The sequence below is a fragment of the Dietzia psychralcaliphila genome (genome assembly GCF_003096095.1).
GTDB classification, from domain to species: domain Bacteria; phylum Actinomycetota; class Actinomycetes; order Mycobacteriales; family Mycobacteriaceae; genus Dietzia; species Dietzia psychralcaliphila.
The window spans coordinates 1,440,762-1,457,049 of the sequence record NZ_CP015453.1; the positions used below are offsets into that span (position 1 = coordinate 1,440,762).

A 16,288-nucleotide genomic window follows, 5' to 3' on the forward strand; every position below is an offset into this window, starting at 1 on the left:
ACTCGTGCGGGCCCGTACCGCGAGGAGTCCGCCCCACATGAGCACCGAGTCCGTGAACACCGAGCCCACCGCAACGGGTAGCGCGTACCCGATTCTCGACCTCACCGGCGGGACGGCCGCACAGTCGCCCTCGTTCCCCGCCCTCGAGGAGACCGTCCTGGCCCGCTGGGACGAGCGCGACACCTTCCGGGAGTCCGTCCGCAGACGGGCGGACGCAGAGGAGTACGTCTTCTACGACGGACCCCCGTTCGCCAACGGCCTACCCCACTACGGGCATCTGCTCACCGGGTACGTCAAGGACGTGATCCCGCGCTACCGAACCATGCGCGGCTACCTGGTCGAGCGCCGCTTCGGCTGGGACTGCCACGGTCTTCCGGCCGAGCTCGAGGCGGAGAAGCAGCTGGGGATCACCGAGAAGTCGCAGATCCTCGAGATGGGTCTGGCCGAGTTCAACTCCGCCTGTGAGAAGTCGGTCCTGCGCTACACCGACGAGTGGGAGGAGTACGTCCACCGCCAGGCCCGCTGGGTGGACTTCGAGAACGACTACAAGACGCTGGACATCGACTTCACCGAGTCCGTCCTGTGGGCCTTCAAGCGGCTCCACGACAAGGGACTGGTTTACAAGGGTTTCCGCGTGCTGCCGTACTCCTGGTACGAGCAGACGCCCCTGTCCAACCAGGAGACCCGGTTGGACGACGCGTACAAGATGCGTCAGGATCCTGCGGTCACCGTCGGCCTGCCGCTCGAGGCGCCGCAGTCCAGCCCGTTCCACGGCGCCGAGGCCCTGGTCTGGACCACCACCCCCTGGACCCTGCCGTCCAACCTGGCCGCCGCCGTCCACCCCGACATCGACTACTGCGTGGTGCAGGTGAACTCCGGTGAGCTCGCCGGCCGCCGCTTCGTCGTGGCCGAGGCCCGCCGGGGGGTGTACGCCCCCGAGTTCGGCGAGGACGCCGAGGTCGTGGCCACGGCGAAGGGCACCGAACTGGTCGGCCTGGCCTACGTCCCGCCGTTCGACTTCTTCAGTGGCCACGCGGGCGCCCACGTCATGCTCTCGGCCGACTACGTCACCACGGAATCGGGCACCGGCATCGTCCACCTGGCCCCCGCCTTCGGCGAGGAGGACAAGGACGCCTGCGACGCGGCGGGCATCGAGTTGGTGATCCCGGTCGGCCCCGACGGCAAGTTCACCGCCGAGGTGCCGCCGTACGCGGGTCAGCTGGTCTTCGACGCCAACGCGCCCATCTCGCGAGACCTGCGCGCCGCGGGGCGCCTGATCCGTCACGAGACCATCGAGCACTCCTACCCGCACTCGTGGCGATCCGGACAGCCGCTCATCTACATGGCGCTGCCGGCCTGGTTCGTCAAGGTCACCGCGTTCCGGGACCGCATGGTCGAGCTCAACCGCGAGCACATCACCTGGATGCCCGAACACGTGCGCGACGGACAGTTCGGCAAGTGGCTCGAGGGCGCGCGGGACTGGAACATCAACCGGAACAGGTACTGGGGCGCGCCGATACCCGTATGGGAGTCCGACGACCCGGCCTACCCGCGCGTGGATGTGTACGGCTCGCTCGACGAGCTCGAGGCCGACTTCGGGGTGCGGCCCACCGATCTGCACCGTCCGTACATCGACGAACTGACCCGTCCCAACCCCGACGACCCGACCGGCAAGTCCACCATGCGCCGGGTGGCGGACGTGTTCGACTGCTGGTTCGAGTCCGGGTCCATGCCGTTCGCGCAGGTCCACTACCCGTTCGAGAACAAGGAGTGGTTCGAGACCCATAATCCGGGCGACTTCATCGTCGAGTACAACGGCCAGACCCGCGGCTGGTTCTACACACTGCACGTGCTGGCCACGGCGTTGTTCGACCGCCCGGCGTTCACGCACGTCGCCGCGCACGGGATCGTGCTGGGCAACGACGGCCTCAAGATGAGCAAGTCCAAGGGCAACTTCCCCAACGTCAACGAGGTCTTCGCCCGCGACGGCTCCGACGCCATGCGGTGGTTCCTCATGAGCTCGCCCATCCTCCGGGGCGGCAATCTGGTGGTGACCGAACAGGGCATCCGCGAGGGCGTGCGACAGGCGATGCTGCCGCTGTGGAACTCCTACAGCTTCCTGCAGTTGTACGCCGCTGAGCGGGCCACGTGGCGCACCGATTCCCGGCACGTCCTGGACCGCTACATCCTGTCCCGGTTGGCCACCACCCGGGACGCGATGACCGAGGCCCTGGACGTCACCGACATCGCCACCGCCTGCGACGAGCTGCGGCAGTTCGCCGACGCCCTGACCAACTGGTACGTGCGCCGGTCCCGGTCCCGGTTCTGGGCGGGGGAGTCGTCGGGTCAGGACTCCCGCGATGCGTTCGACACGCTCTACACGGTGCTCGAGACCACCATGCGGCTCGCGGCCCCGCTGCTTCCGCTCATGTCGGAGGTCGTGTGGACGGGGCTGACCGGCGAGGAATCGGTGCACCTGGTGGACTGGCCGGCCGCCGACGAGCTGCCGCGTGATGCCGGGTTGGTCGAGGCGATGGAGGCCGTGCGGTCGGTGTGTTCGACCGTCTCCTCGGTGCGCAAGGCCAAGCAGCTGCGGGTACGCCTGCCACTCAACTCGCTCACCGTGGCGATGCCTGACGCCGAGCGGCTCGAGCCGTTCGCCGGGATCATCGCCGACGAGGTCAACGTGCGGCACGTCCACCTGACCAGCGACGTGGCCGCCCACGGGCGGATGGAGTTGGCCGTCAACGCCCGCGCCGCGGGGCCGCGGTTGGGCAAGCAGGTGCAGGCGTGCATCAAGGCGGCCAAAACCGGGGACTGGTCCGAGACCGACGGCGTGGTCACCGCCGGCGGCGTGCAGCTGCAGGAGGGCGAGTACGAGCACCGTCTGGTGGCCGCCGACCCGGAGTCCACGGCGGCGCTGCCGGGCGGGGCCGGACTGGTGGTGCTGGACCTGACCGTCACCGAGGAGCTGGAGGCGGAGGGCTGGGCCAAGGACCGGATCCGCGAGATCCAGGAGGCCCGGCGCGGCGCCGGGTTCGACATCTCCGACCGCATCCGGGTGCGGCTGGAGGTCCCTGCGACCCGCCGGGAGTGGGCCGACCGCCACGCCCAGCTGATCGCCGGGGAGGTCCTGGCCACGGACTTCGCTGTGGTGGACGCGCTGAACCCGGGCGACGGTGACCCCGCCGAGCTCGCCGAGGGGGTCAGGATGACGCTGGCCCGGGTCTGATCGCGCCGGTTCAGAGCCGAGACGGGATCCGACATGGCTGACGGGCAGGACCGCTGGGTCCTGCACGTGGACATGGACGCCTTCTTCGCCTCCTGCGAGCAACTCACCCGGCCGACCCTGCGGGGTCGGCCGGTGCTCGTGGGAGGTGTGGGGGGTCGCGGCGTGGTGGCGGGGTGCTCCTACGAGGCCCGCGCCCGTGGTGCACGCTCGGCCATGCCCTCCCACCAGGCGAGGCGACTCGTGGGCCCCTCGGCCGTCTTCGTGTTCCCGCGCATGGCGGTCTACCGCGCGCTGAGCCGCCGGGTGTTCGAGGTGTTCGCCGAGCACGCCCCGGTGGTCGAGCAGGTCTCGGTGGACGAGGCTTTCCTCGAACCTCCCGAGCTGCGTGGCGCCGACGTCGAGCGGACCCGCCAATGGGCGCAGGACCTGCGGGCGGCGATACGCGAGGCCACCGGCCTGCCGGCCTCGGTGGGGGCGGGCGCGGGTAAGCAGTACGCCAAGATCGCCTCCGAGCTGGCCAAGCCGGACGGGGTCGCGGTGGTGCACCGTCGGGACCACGCCCGGGTCTTCGACCCGCTGCCGGTCCGGAGTCTATGGGGCGTGGGGCCGGTGGCGGGGGAGCGGCTGTCCCAGTTCGGGATCGCCACCATCGGGGATCTGGCGGCGATGGACGACGACGACGTGGTCCACGCCCTCGGCAGGACGGTGGGGCCCGCGATCGCCCGGATCGCGCGGGGGTACGACGACAGGCCGGTGCACGAGCGGGCCGAGGCCAAGCAGATCAGCGCCGAGAGCACCTTCGCGGCCGATCTCACGACCGCCGGCCAGGTGGCCGTGGCGGTGCGCAGGTCGGCGGAGGGGGCGCACCGGCGGCTGCTGGGCGACGGGCGGGCAGCCCGGACCGTGACGGTCAAGGTCAAGCGCACGGACTTCACGTCGATCACGCGCTCCTACACCCTCTCGGCGGGGACCTCGTCTCTGGAGACCATCGTCGCCGTGGCACGGTCGCTGGCCCCCGACCCTCTGGACTTCGGCGCGATCCGGTTGCTGGGAGTGGGCCTCTCGGGACTCACCGAGATCCACCAGGACGCACTGTTCGAGCAGGAGTTCCTCCCCGGGGCGCGGCACGTCCCCGCCCACGACGAGGACGAGGACCTCCCCGACATCGTGGGGGTGGGTACCACTGTCACGACCGACAACGACAACGACGACGACGCAGCCGCGGCCGGGACCGCGGCCGCAGCCGGGACCGCGGCCGCGGACGACGCCCTCCACCCGCTCCCGGCGATCGGGGCGTGGCGGCGGGGGCAGGAGGAGAGGTTCCGGACCGGCTCGGACGTGCGTCATCCCGAGTTCGGCCACGGCTGGGTCCAGGGCTCCGGCCACGGCCGGGTGTCGGTCCGGTTCGAGACCGCGGTCACCGGGCCCGGTCGGATGCGGACCTTCGCCGACGACGACCCAAGGCTCGAGGTCGCCGACCCATTGGACTCCCTCGGCTGGTGACCCCGGCTCCGTCCCGGGTGCGCTGCGGCTCTGCCCTGGCTCCGTCCCGGGTGCGCTGCGTGTCTGGACCGAACCAGCGTCACTCCAGACCAACCGGACGAACAGCCAGCGCAAGCTGAGGAGGCATCGAGGCGGGGCCGTAGAGGCGTGGGTCTGCTCCTCAGCTGTAGAGGTGGTATCGGGACCACTGTCTGCGGACCGCGGCTGCACCGGCCTCCGGGCTGGCATCCGCCCCGGCCTCCGCGCCGGCTCCCGCATTGGTGTCGGCGAGCGAGAGCAACGCTGTGAGCAGCACCCGCGCCTGAGCGGAGCGCAGGTATCCGCTGCTCAGGACGCCCCGCTTCGCGAGTTCGGCGCCCCCGCCGGGTCCCGAGTAGGTGGCTGTCGCCTCGCCTCGCGGCACACGGCTCGCGGTCACCACCACGATGTCCGGGCGCTCGACCGACAGTTCCGTCACCGCCTCGGCGACGAGTGGGGGGAGGTTTCCGGACCCGGACCCCTCGAGGACTAGCCCCCGGGCACCGGCATCGACACAGGCCCCCAAAGCCACGGCGTCGGAGCCGGGCGGGCAGGACACCACGTCCACCCGGGTGCCGGTGAATCGGGCTCGGCCGGGAAGGGTGGGTCGTTCGAGTTCCGGGGGCAGGCCCTCGACGGGCGTGTCCGGGGCGTTGCGGGCGAAGGCGACCGGCTCCGTGGTGTGCCATTTCCGTACCCCTCGGGCCTGGAGGATCGCCCGCCCCAGGACCACCAGGACGCCGAGGCCACGTGAGACCGGGTCGGCCGCGAGCAGCACCGCGTCGAGGAGGTTGGCGGGTCCGTCGGATTTGGGGTGGTCGGCGGGCAGCTGCGCACCGGTGACCGCCACCGGGCGGGGGTCGGTGTGGTGGAGGTCCAGCGCCATGACCGTCTCCTCGAGGGTGTCGGTCCCGTGGGCCACCACCACCCCGGACACGCCCGGATCGGCGAGGACGTCCGCGACCACGTCGACGAGGCGGTCCCATTCCGGAGGGCCGAACGTCGACGAGTCGGCGTCCAGCACTGCTCGGGCGCTCACCCGTACCGAGGCGGGCAGCACCGTGCGGAGCTCGTCGAGCATGGCCTGCGTGGCCACGTCCGAGTCGCCTGCCACCACCACACCTCCCGGCGCCGTGGAGGCGGTGATCGTGCCACCGGTGGTGCAGATCACGACGTGGGGGGTATCGGTGCTGGTCTCGACGCTGTTCACCCGGTCCACAGTGGTGGGCTCGGGACTCGTCGTCAACCACCCGGGCCGTGGTCGGTGGAACAATGGCGCGTCAGTGCTCGTTGGGCCGGTGAACGGCCCCGCTAGCCGAACACCACAGACGATCGAGCGACACGACGATCGCCCATCACGACGAAAGGACCATGCGTGAGTCTTCGACGGACCATCGCCGCAGTCTCCCTGTCCGCCTTCGCCCTGGGCGGACTCGCCGCATGCGGCGGGGACGATGACACCCGGCCGAACACGGCACCGGCCCCTACGGCCACCGAGCAGGAGCCCGAGACCGTGCCCACTGCCGAGGAGCTGTCCCAGCTGCTCGACCGGGCCTCCGACCCGACGGTGCCGCTGGAGGAGAAGGTCAACCTGGTGGAGGGCGGCGCCGAGGCGCCCGAACTCTTCGACCAGATCGCGGCCCTCAAGGCCGAACAGGGTGCCGACGTGACCATCACCGGTGCCGCCGAGGGCGACATCCCCGGGACACTCATCGCCAACGCGGTGATCATGCAGCCCGGACAGGAAGACATCAACGTCCAGGCGCAGTTCATCCAGCAGGGCGGCCAGTGGCAGTTGCAGCAGTCCTTCGCCTGCGCGCTCATCACCAACGCCGGGCTCCAGCCGCCGGCCACCTGCCAGGTCGCCTGATCTCCTGGAGCGGCGCGGACGCAGTCCGCGCCGCTGGGAGACCGACAGGTCTGACCGGCCGAGATTCCGCCCGCGGCTCCAGCCGGCGGTTCTAGTCGGCAGTTCTGGCCGGCAGTTCTGGCCGGCAGTTCTAGTCGGCGCGGCGGAACTCCAGGACCGAGTCCTCGTCGTACGTCGTCCGTCGGCCCGACTCCGGGTCCACGTAGACGGCACGCGTCGAGGACTCGGTCGTTCCGTCCACCGGCAGAGGCGCCCGTAGGTCCACGGTGAGTTCTCCCGAGCCCTCGACCTCGTATGCCTCGACCTCCAACGTGACGCCCGGGCCACTGTCGGGAGCCGGTGCGTCCAGGGTCTCGGCGGTATCGGGCGCACTCGCCTCCATGTCGACGGTCGCCACGTCGCCGTCGAGGGCCGTCAGCTCGTAGGTGACGACCCGCGTCGGGGCCACCGCGTCGTCGACGGTGCGGGTGACGGTCCATCTGGCGCCCACCCCGATCGCCTCCGTCGGCCACGCGACGGTCGCGTCCGACACCGCGTTGGCGGTGATCTCCACGCCGGCTCGGGCCGCGTCCGTCGCGGTGGCCGGCGCCTCCAGGGAGAGACCGCGCACGATGCCGTCGGCACTCCGGGTCCATGTGACCGCGAACCCGGGAGCGGTGGCGAACTGGGCCGAGCGGAGCTCGTCCACGGAGGTGAACTCCCGTGCCGTGACGGTGGCCCGCTGGGCGCCGTCGACATCCGGCTCCGACAACCCCTCGACGGTCAGGGTCTGCTCGGGGGTCTCGTCGATCCTCGGCTCCGCGCCCGGCACGGTCGTGCGAGCAGTCGCGGACCTGGTGACGGCGACGGTCACCGGCTCGCGTGACGGGGCGTAGGCCAACACCCGCAGTTCTCCGGAGCCCTCGTCGAGGAGCTCCACAGTGGGGGCGGGGCCGGGGTCCACCTCCACCGCCGGTTCCAGAGCCTGCTCCTCCTGCGAGTTGACCGCGTCGTCGCCGGGGGAGTCTCCGCCGTCCGAACACGCTGCCGTGGAGGCGACCAGCGCAGCAGCCAGGGCGGTGACGAGTAGTCGGCGACCGGCTCGCGTGGGTCGGGCACGGCCGGAGGCAAGGGGTGTTCGGGGGTTCACGATCCCCGAGCCTAGAGGGTCACCCCACCGACACCCGGGCCCGCCGGGGGATCAGGGATACTGGACCGCATGACGGAGACCAACGGGACGCGGTCCGACGCGCCGGGACCGATGCCCGAGGGCGCACGCGCCCACTTCTTCCGAGCCGGGCCGGTGGTCATGCTGGTGATCGCCGCGGTGATCGTGATCGCCGATCAGATCACCAAGGTGATCGCAGTGGCCGCGCTGGAGGGCGGTCCGCCGGTCCAGATCGTCGGAGACACGGTGCGTCTGCTCCTACTGCGCAACCCGGGTGCCGCGTTCTCGATGGGCACCGAGTTCACCGTGGTGCTCAGCGTCGTGGCCACCGTGGTCGTATCGGGGCTGCTGTGGTTCTCGCGACAGGTCCATTCGCGGTGGTGGGCGTGGGGTCTCGGCCTGATCCTGGGAGGTGCCGCAGGCAACCTCATCGACCGGTACGTCCGCTCGCCCGGGGTGCTGCGCGGCCACGTGGTGGACTTCGTCTCGGTGGGATGGTGGCCGGTGTTCAACATCGCCGACTCGAGTCTGGTCGTCGGTGTGATCGTGGTGGCCGTCGCCGTGTTCAGGGGAGTGGAGTTCGACGGCTCGCGTGGGCCGGATGAGAACGCCGCCGCCGCGACGGACAGTCTCGACGGCAAGGACGGCAGCGACGGAAGAGATAGCGACGGCCAGCTCGGCGGTGACGGAAGAGATAGCGACGGCCAGCTCGGCGGTGACGGTAGAGATAGCGACGGCCAGCTCGGCGGTGACGGTAGAGACACCGACGGCCAGCGCGGCAAGGGCGGCACTGATGGGTGAACTCCGCACCTTCCCCGTCCCTGACGGTCTCGACGGGATGCGGGTCGACGCGGGAATCTCCCGCCTCCTCGGGATTTCGCGGACGGCGGTGGCCGACCTCGCCGGTGAGGGCAAGGTGTTGGTCGACGGCCGGGCCGTGGGCAAGTCCGACAAGCTCACCGGGATGTCATGGATCGAGGTCGAGATGCCCGATCCGCGGGCCGAACCCGCGGTGGTCGCGGAGCCGGTGGAGGGGATGGCGGTCATCTACTCGGACGCGGACCTCGTCGTCGTCGACAAACCCGTCGGCGTGGCCGCGCACGCCTCCGTGGGCTGGACCGGACCCACCGTGATCGGGGGCCTGGCGGCAGCCGGGTACCGCATCTCGACCTCCGGGCCGCCGGAGCGCAAGGGGATCGTCCACCGCCTCGATGTGGGCACCTCGGGCCTGATGGTGGTGGCGGCCTCGGAGCGCGCGTACACGCTGCTCAAGCGGGCGTTCCGCGACCGCACAGTCGACAAGACCTACCACGCGCTGGTCCAGGGGCATCCCGATCCGCTGTCCGGGACGATCGACGCCCCCATCGGTCGCCACACCTCCAACGACTGGCGGTTCGCGGTGACCTCCGACGGCAAGCATTCCATCACCCACTACGACACGCTCGAAGCTCACCAGGCCGCCACGCTGGTCCAGGTGAAGTTGGAGACCGGGCGCACCCACCAGATCCGTGTGCACTTCTCGGCCCTGCACCACCCGTGCGCCGGCGACCTGACCTACGGCGCCGACCCGGTGCTGGCCAAGCGGCTCGGACTGGAGCGGCAGTGGCTGCACGCGGTGGGACTCGGGTTCGACCACCCGGGCACTGGTGAGCGCGTGGACTTCACCAGCTCCTACCCCGACGACCTCCAGCTCGCGCTGGACGCCCTCCGCCCGGCGTGAGCAGCCCCGCGGGCACCGGTCGGGCGACCCCCCGATCGGCCGGCCTGCGGATCGTGAAGATCGCGGGCGTCGGTGTGGTGATCGTCCTGGCACTGGTCGCCCTCCTCACCGCGCTGCGTACCGAGCTGCCGCGCAGCCCAGGGGTGATGAGCGATTCGCTGGGCCCGGAGAACGGCGAACTGGTCGACGACTACCTCGCGCGTGCCGCCGGCTCCCTCGACGGCGACGGCGACGACGACGACGGCGACAGCGACAGCGCCAGCGCCAGCGACGGCGGACGAGACAGCGACGGCAACGGCGACGCCGCCAACGGCGACGCCGCCAATGGCGATGTTGACGCTGATGCACCCCGGTGGGCGCTCATCACAGCGGGATGGGCGTGGACGGTTCCCGAGGCCGCAGGCGTGGTCCGGGAGCTTCCCCGCGTCTCCGGTCTCTATGTCCAGGTGCCGGTCGACGGCGTCGCGATGCCCGTGACCGGCGTGACGCTCGCCGAGCCGGTCGCAGGGGAGGCGGGCCGGGAGCCGGTGTTCGACCGCGGCCTCCGGAACGTGGTGCAGCGACTGGACGGCGTCGACCCCGCTGGCCCCGGGGTTCCGAGCCCGCCCGACGCCGGCCGTGCGGCGGCGACCAACGCGCTCACAGTCTCGCGGCTCCGATCCGGGGCGCCGGCGATCGTGGGCCTGCTCGCGCGGGGCACCCCGGCTCAGCTCCGAGCCGTGGCCGAACAGCCGTGGGTGCGGGCCGTCGAGGCACTGCCCGCCGACGCGGTGTGGGAGCGCTTCGCCGTCCGTCCCCTCCAGCCCCAGCAGGTCGACGCCGCGTCGCCGCTGCCCGACGACGCTCCGGTGCCGCCGACCTGAACCCTCCGGGGCTAGGGTTGCGCGGGTGAACGAGGACGGCGGGACGATCCGCGAGCAGGTTCCCGCCGACCGGTCGGTGGCGGTCGGGATGCTCTCCGGGGTTCTCGCGTACACGATCTGGGGATTCTTCCCGGCGTTCTTCCCACTGCTCGAGCCCGCCGGTGCGGTCGAGATCGTGGGCCACCGCATCGTGTGGTCACTGGTGATCATGGCGGTGGTGCTCACCGTGATGCGACGGTGGCGAGAGCTGTGGGCGCTCGACCGCCTCTCGTGGGCCAGGATCGCCGGCGCCGCCGCGTTCATCACCGTGAACTGGGGTGTGTACGTCTACACGGTCAACTCCGAACGGGTCACCGAGGCCGCGCTGGGCTACACCATCAACCCCCTGGTGAGCGTCCTCCTTGGAGTCCTGGTCTTCCGCGAACGACTGAACCGCCCACAGGTGCTCGCGGTGGCCCTCGCCGTCGTCGCCGTGGGCGTCCTGACCGTGGGGTACGGACACTTCCCGTACCTCTCGGTGCTCCTCGCGGCGAGTTTCGGCCTGTACGGGGTCTTCAAGAAGAAGCTGCGGGTGCACCCGGTGGTGGGGATGACCGGTGAGGTGCTGATCATCGCCCCGCTCGCGCTCGTCGTGTTGGGATGGCTGGGGGCGACCGGCGCGGGCACGTTCACCGGACAGGGGGTGGGACACTCGGCGTTGCTCGCCACCTCCGGCCTGGTGACGGTGGTGCCGCTGCTCCTGTTCGCGGCGGCCGCCCAACGGATCCCGCTGGCCACCGTGGGCATGCTGCAGTACATCATCCCGGTACTCCAGATGGCCTGGGGACTGCTGGTGGTGGGAGAGCGACTGGACGCCGTGCAGTGGGCGGGCTTCGCCTTGATCTGGGTGGCCGTGATCGCGTTCACGCTGGCCGGGAGGTCGCCACGCTCGGCCCGTGCTGGCGTTTCGGGTCGTGTCGTAGAACCGACCTAGACTGGGCCGGACAAGCCGTAGGAGGAATGCTGCGTGGGCGGATCCCAGTTCGTGCATCTGCACAATCACACCGAGTTCTCGATGCTCGACGGGATGGCGCAGATCAACCCGATGTTCGCGGAGGCCAAGAGGCTCGGGATGCCCGCGGTGGGCATGACCGACCACGGCAACATGTACGGGTCCTCGGACTTCTACAAGCAGGCCAAGAAGACCGGGATCACACCGATCATCGGGATCGAGGCGTATGTCGCCCCCGAGTCGCGGTTCAACAAGAAGCGCGTGCTGTGGGGCGAGAAGCACCAGAAGAGCGACGACGTCGCCGGCTCGGGCGCCTACACCCACATGACCATGGTCGCCGAGAACGCCACAGGTCTGCGCAACCTGTTCCTGCTGTCCTCGCTGGCCTCGTACGAGGGCCAGCTGGGCAAGTGGGCCCGGATGGACGCCGAGATCCTGGCCGAGCACTCCGAGGGGATCATCGCCACGTCGGGCTGCCCCTCCGGCGAGATCCAGACGCGCCTGCGCCTGGGCCATCACAAGGAGGCGTACGAGGCGGCCGAGAAGTGGCAGTCGATCTTCGGGAAGGACAGCTTCTTCCTGGAGCTCATGGACCACGGCATCGACATCGAGCGACGGGTCCGGGAGGACCTGCTCAAGCTGGGCAAGGATTTGGGGATGCCCCCGCTGGTGACCAACGACTGCCACTACGTCACCCGCGAGCAGTCCCACGCGCACGAGGCGATGCTGTGCGTGCAGACGGGTAAGACCCTCGCCGACGAGAACCGTTTCAAGTTCGACGGCGACGGGTACTTCCTCAAGTCCGCGGCCGAGATGCGCGCCCAGTGGGACACCGAGGTCCCTGGTGGTTGCGACAACACACTGTGGGTGGCCGAACGGGTCCAGCCCTACGACGAGATCTGGGCCCCCAAGGACCGGATGCCCAAGTTCCCCGTGCCGGAGGGCGAGACGGAGGACACCTGGCTGGCCCGGGAGGTTCACAAGGGCCTGGAGTGGCGCTTCCCCGCGGGGGTTCCCCAGGAGTACCTGGACCGCGCGGAGTTCGAGCTCGAGGTGATCAAGGGCAAGGGGTACCCCGGGTACTTCCTGGTGGTCGGTGACCTCATCGAGTACGCCCGCTCCATCGGCATCAAGGTCGGCCCGGGCCGGGGGTCCGCCGCGGGTGCGCTCGTGGCGTACGCGCTCAAGATCACCAACATCGATCCGATCGAGCACGGACTGCTGTTCGAGCGGTTCCTCAACCCGGAACGCCCGTCCGCGCCGGATATCGATATCGACTTCGACGACCGTCGCCGTGGCGAGATGATCCGCTACGCCAGCGACAAGTGGGGCGCCGACAAGATCGCCCAGGTCATCACGTTCGGCACCATCAAGACCAAGGCCGCCATCAAGGACGCCGCCCGCGTGAACTTCGGCCAGCCCGGATACGCGATCGCCGACCGGATCACCAAGGCCCTGCCCCCCGCGGTCATGGCCAAGGACATCCCCCTCTCGGGCATCACCGACCCCAAGCACGAGCGGTACGGCGAGGCCTCGGAGGTCCGCCAACTCATCGAGACCGACCCGGACGTCAAGCGGATCTACGACACGGCCCGCGGACTGGAGGGCATGGTCCGCCAGGCGGGTGTCCACGCGTGCGCCGTGATCATGTCGTCCGAGCCGCTGCTCGACGTGATCCCCATGTGGAAGCGGGCGCAGGACGGGGCCCTCATCACCGGGTGGGACTACCCCTCGTGTGAGGACATCGGCCTGCTCAAGATGGACTTCCTGGGCCTTCGCAACCTCACGGTGATCGGCGACTGCCTGGAGAACATCAAGAGCAACCGCGGCGAGGACATCGACCTCGACACGCTCAGTACCGACGACCAGGCGACCTACGACCTGCTGGCCAGCGGCGACACCCTGGGCGTGTTCCAGCTGGACTCCGGCGGCATGCGCGAGCTGCTCAAGCGGATGAAGCCCACCGGCTTCAACGACATCGTGGCCGCGCTCGCCCTGTACCGACCCGGCCCGATGGGGATGGGGACGCACTGGAACTACGCCGACCGCAAGAACGGCAAACAGGAGCTGACCCCCATCCACCCGGAGTTGGAGGAACCGCTCAAGGTCATCCTCGGGGAGACCCACGGCCTGATCGTGTACCAGGAGCAGATCATGGCCATCTCCCGCGAGCTCGCGGGATACACGGCCGGTGAGGCCGACGGCTTCCGTAAGGCCATGGGCAAGAAGAAGGCCGAGGTCCTGGCCGCCGAGTACGAGAAGTTCTCCGGCGGCATGTTCGAGCGGGGCTTTTCCAAAGCTGCGGTCGACGCACTGTGGGGCACCATCGAACCCTTCGCCTCGTACGCGTTCAACAAGTCCCACGCCGCCGGCTACGGGCTGGTCTCCTTCTGGACCGGTTACCTCAAGGCCAACTATCCGGCCGAGTACATGGCCGCCCTGCTCACCTCCGTGGGTGACGACAAGGACAAGGCTGCGCTGTACCTGTCCAACTGCCGTCAGATGGGCATCAAGGTGCTACCGCCATCCGTCAACGAGTCGTTGACCAACTTCGCGTCGGTCGGCACGGACATCCGCTTCGGTATGGGCGCGGTTCGCAACGTCGGCTCCCATGTCGTGGACTCCGTCGTGACCGCGCGTAAGGAGAAGGGGGCGTTCACCGACTTCTCCGACTACCTGGCCAAGATCGACCAGACCGCGTGCACCAAAAAGGTCACGGAGTCCCTGATCAAGGCCGGGGCGTTCGATTCCCTCGAGCATCCCCGCAAGGGACTGTTCCTGGTCCACGCCGATGCGGTCGAATCGGTCATGTCCACCAAGAAGGCCGAGGCGGTGGGCCAGTTCGACCTGTTCGGCGGGGGAGACGGAGACGACGCGGGGGGCGCCTCCGCCTTCAGCGACGTGTTCGCGGTGCGGGTCCCCGACGAGGAATGGGACATCAAACAGAAACTGGCGCTCGAGCGGGAGATGCTCGGGCTGTACGTCTCCGGCCACCCGCTCGACGGACTGGAGTCCGCGCTCGCGGCCAAGACCGACACGTCGATCGCCACCATCCACGAGGGAGAACTCCCCCACGGCACCGCCGTGACGATCGGCGGGATCATCTCCGGGGTGGACCGTCGGGTCAACAAGAACGGCGAGCCGTGGGCGATCGTCACCATCGAGGACTTCCACGGCAGCGTCGAGGTGCTCTTCTTCCCCAAGACGTATCGACTCGCCGCCCTCGACATCGCCGAGGACGCGGTCGTCCTGGTCAAGGCGCGCATCAACATCCGCGAGGACCGCGTCTCCGTCTTCGGCGACACCCTCGAGGTGCCGGACCTGGTCGTGGGGGGCAACGGCGCCCCGCTGGCGCTGACGCTGCCCACGCGCATGTGCACCATCGAGACCGTCACCGCCCTCAAACAGGTCCTCGGGCGGCATCCCGGGCCCTCCGATGTCCACCTGCGGCTGGTCAACGGGAGTTCCTCCACGGTGTTGCGGCTGGACGATCATCTGCGGGTCGAGACGTCGTCCTCTCTCATGGGGGATCTCAAGGCGCTGCTCGGGCCGGGTTGCCTCACCGGATGACCAGTTGGCGGTGACAACCGGCGCGGTGGGACACTGGTCGTCGTGACCGTCACCGATTCCGCCGCGACCCAGGTAGTGACCCCCGACGACATCGACATCGCCGCCCGCCGTATCGGCGACGTGATCCTCGCCAGCGATCTGCACCCGAGCGAGCGGCTGAGCGAGCAGACCGGCGCGAAGATCCTGCTCAAGCGCGAGGATCAGCAGGCGGTCCGGTCGTACAAGATCCGTGGCGCCTACAACCTGATGTCGCAGTTGACCGGCGACCAGCGCAGCGCGGGCGTGGTGACGGCGAGCGCGGGCAATCATGCCCAGGGCGTGGCCTTCGCCTGCCGGAGCCTCGGGATCAATGGCCGCATCTACGTCCCCACCAACACCCCCAAGCAGAAGCGCGACCGGATCCTCGCCCACGGACGCAACTGGGTGGAGCTGGTGGTCACCGGAGTCAACTTCGACGCGGCCCAGACCGCCGCTCGCGCCGATGCCGAGCGCACCGGCGCCACGATGGTCCCGCCGTTCGACCACCCGGACACCATGGCCGGCCAGGGAACCATCGCGGCGGAGATCCTGGCGCAGCTCGACGAGCTCCCCGACGCCGTGGTGGTGCCCGTCGGCGGCGGCGGACTGGTCGGAGGCCTCGCCACATATCTGGCCGAGTACGCCCCCGACTGCAAGGTCATCGCGGTGGAGCCCGCGGGCGCACCCTCGCTGACCAGGGCTCTCGAGGCGGGGGAGCCGGTCACCCTCGACACCGTGGACACCTTCGTCGACGGCGCGGCGGTGGCCCGTCTCGGCGACTTCCCGTTCGGGGTGATCGCGTCGATGACCGAGCGGATCCAGGTCCTCACGGTGGACGAGGGTGCGGTGTGCACCGCGATGCTCGAGCTCTACCAGAACGAGGGCATCATCGCCGAGCCCGCCGGCGCGCTCGCGGTCACGGCGCTGGACCAGCTCGACATCGACGAGGGCGCGACGGTCGTCTGCATCATCTCGGGCGGCAACAACGACGTCTCCCGGTACAGCGAGATCATCGAACGCTCGTTGGTGCACCAGGGTCTCAAGCACTACTTCCTGGTCAAGTTCCCTCAGGAGCCAGGACAGCTGCGCCGCTTCCTCGACGAGGTGCTGGGCCCGGAGGACGACATCACCCAGTTCGAGTACCTCAAGCGCAACAATCGCGAGTACGGGGCCGCCCTGGTGGGCATCGAGCTCGGCTCCGCCACGGGGCTGCACTCCCTGCTCGAGCGGATGGACGCCTCCCGAATCGACTGCGAGCAGCTCGAGCCCGGGACGGCGGCGTACGAGTACCTGACCTGATCGAGAGGGCTCGCGCCGGAACGACAGAACCCCTGCAGGACGGTTGCTCGTCCTGCA

Annotated in this window: 11 protein-coding genes; 9 read left to right on the top strand and 2 right to left on the bottom strand. The window is 69.8% G+C overall.

From position 1 onward, the window contains the following. The first annotated feature begins 37 nt into the window (after nucleotides 1-37). Complete coding sequence (ileS, locus tag A6048_RS06490; protein WP_107748314.1) at nucleotides 38-3,232, top strand: isoleucine--tRNA ligase; 3,195 nt, start codon at nucleotides 38-40, stop codon at nucleotides 3,230-3,232. Between the two features lie 33 nt (nucleotides 3,233-3,265). Further along, complete coding sequence (locus tag A6048_RS06495) at nucleotides 3,266-4,735, top strand: DNA polymerase IV (RefSeq protein WP_107748315.1); 1,470 nt, start codon at nucleotides 3,266-3,268, stop codon at nucleotides 4,733-4,735. A 160-nt stretch (nucleotides 4,736-4,895) separates the two neighbouring features. On the opposite strand, the gene A6048_RS06500 is transcribed toward A6048_RS06495, so the two are convergent. After that, nucleotides 4,896-5,963 carry an asparaginase gene (locus tag A6048_RS06500; protein ID WP_235027437.1) on the bottom strand — a complete coding sequence of 356 codons (1,068 nt, stop codon included), beginning with the start codon at nucleotides 5,961-5,963 and terminating at the stop codon, nucleotides 4,896-4,898. A 165-nt stretch (nucleotides 5,964-6,128) separates the two neighbouring features. On the opposite strand from A6048_RS06500, the gene A6048_RS06505 reads away from it, so the two are divergent. Further along, nucleotides 6,129-6,623 (top strand): WKL family lipoprotein, encoded by a 495-nt coding sequence (locus tag A6048_RS06505; protein ID WP_107748317.1) that lies wholly within the window; start codon nucleotides 6,129-6,131, stop codon nucleotides 6,621-6,623. Between the two features lie 130 nt (nucleotides 6,624-6,753). Here the strand turns inward: A6048_RS06505 and A6048_RS06510 are convergent, their stop codons facing one another. Beyond that, nucleotides 6,754-7,752 carry a hypothetical protein gene (locus A6048_RS06510; protein WP_107748318.1) on the bottom strand — a complete coding sequence of 333 codons (999 nt, stop codon included), beginning with the start codon at nucleotides 7,750-7,752 and terminating at the stop codon, nucleotides 6,754-6,756. Nucleotides 7,753-7,821: 69 nt separating this feature from the next. Between A6048_RS06510 and lspA the strand changes: the two genes are divergently transcribed. The 6 genes from lspA to ilvA all read left to right on the top strand — a co-directional run bounded on the left by lspA (nucleotide 7,822) and on the right by ilvA (nucleotide 16,231). Continuing rightward, nucleotides 7,822-8,571 (top strand): signal peptidase II, encoded by a 750-nt coding sequence (lspA, locus tag A6048_RS06515; protein WP_107748319.1) that lies wholly within the window; start codon nucleotides 7,822-7,824, stop codon nucleotides 8,569-8,571. Beyond that, nucleotides 8,564-9,490, top strand: coding sequence for an RluA family pseudouridine synthase (locus A6048_RS06520; protein WP_107748320.1), 927 nt, complete (start codon nucleotides 8,564-8,566; stop codon nucleotides 9,488-9,490). Before lspA ends, A6048_RS06520 begins: the two co-directional genes overlap by 8 nt. Beyond that, a complete protein-coding gene (locus tag A6048_RS18230; RefSeq protein ID WP_162533926.1) occupies nucleotides 9,487-10,353 on the top strand; it encodes a hypothetical protein in 867 nt (288 codons plus the stop codon). The genes A6048_RS06520 and A6048_RS18230 overlap by 4 nt, the downstream gene beginning before the upstream one ends. 88 nt (nucleotides 10,354-10,441) lie before the next feature. After that, a complete protein-coding gene (gene rarD / locus A6048_RS06535) occupies nucleotides 10,442-11,326 on the top strand; it encodes an EamA family transporter RarD (RefSeq protein ID WP_107748457.1) in 885 nt (294 codons plus the stop codon). A gap of 33 nt (nucleotides 11,327-11,359) precedes the next feature. Next, nucleotides 11,360-14,914: a DNA polymerase III subunit alpha gene (gene dnaE, locus A6048_RS06540; protein WP_107748322.1), complete on the top strand. Its 3,555-nt coding sequence runs from the start codon at nucleotides 11,360-11,362 to the stop codon at nucleotides 14,912-14,914. Between the two features lie 42 nt (nucleotides 14,915-14,956). Continuing rightward, the gene (gene ilvA, locus A6048_RS06545; RefSeq protein WP_107748323.1) at nucleotides 14,957-16,231 is read left to right on the top strand and encodes a threonine ammonia-lyase IlvA; all 1,275 of its coding nucleotides are present in this window, start codon (nucleotides 14,957-14,959) and stop codon (nucleotides 16,229-16,231) included. Nucleotides 16,232-16,288 lie beyond the last annotated feature (57 nt).

Coding starts and splice junctions, on each gene's coding strand:
- ileS (WP_107748314.1), top strand. CDS start 38: ATGAGCACCGAGTCCGTGAACACCGAGCCCACCGCAACGGGTAGCGCG.
- A6048_RS06495 (WP_107748315.1), top strand. CDS start 3,266: ATGGCTGACGGGCAGGACCGCTGGGTCCTGCACGTGGACATGGACGCC.
- lspA (WP_107748319.1), top strand. CDS start 7,822: ATGACGGAGACCAACGGGACGCGGTCCGACGCGCCGGGACCGATGCCC.
- A6048_RS06520 (WP_107748320.1), top strand. CDS start 8,564: ATGGGTGAACTCCGCACCTTCCCCGTCCCTGACGGTCTCGACGGGATG.
- rarD (WP_107748457.1), top strand. CDS start 10,442: ATGCTCTCCGGGGTTCTCGCGTACACGATCTGGGGATTCTTCCCGGCG.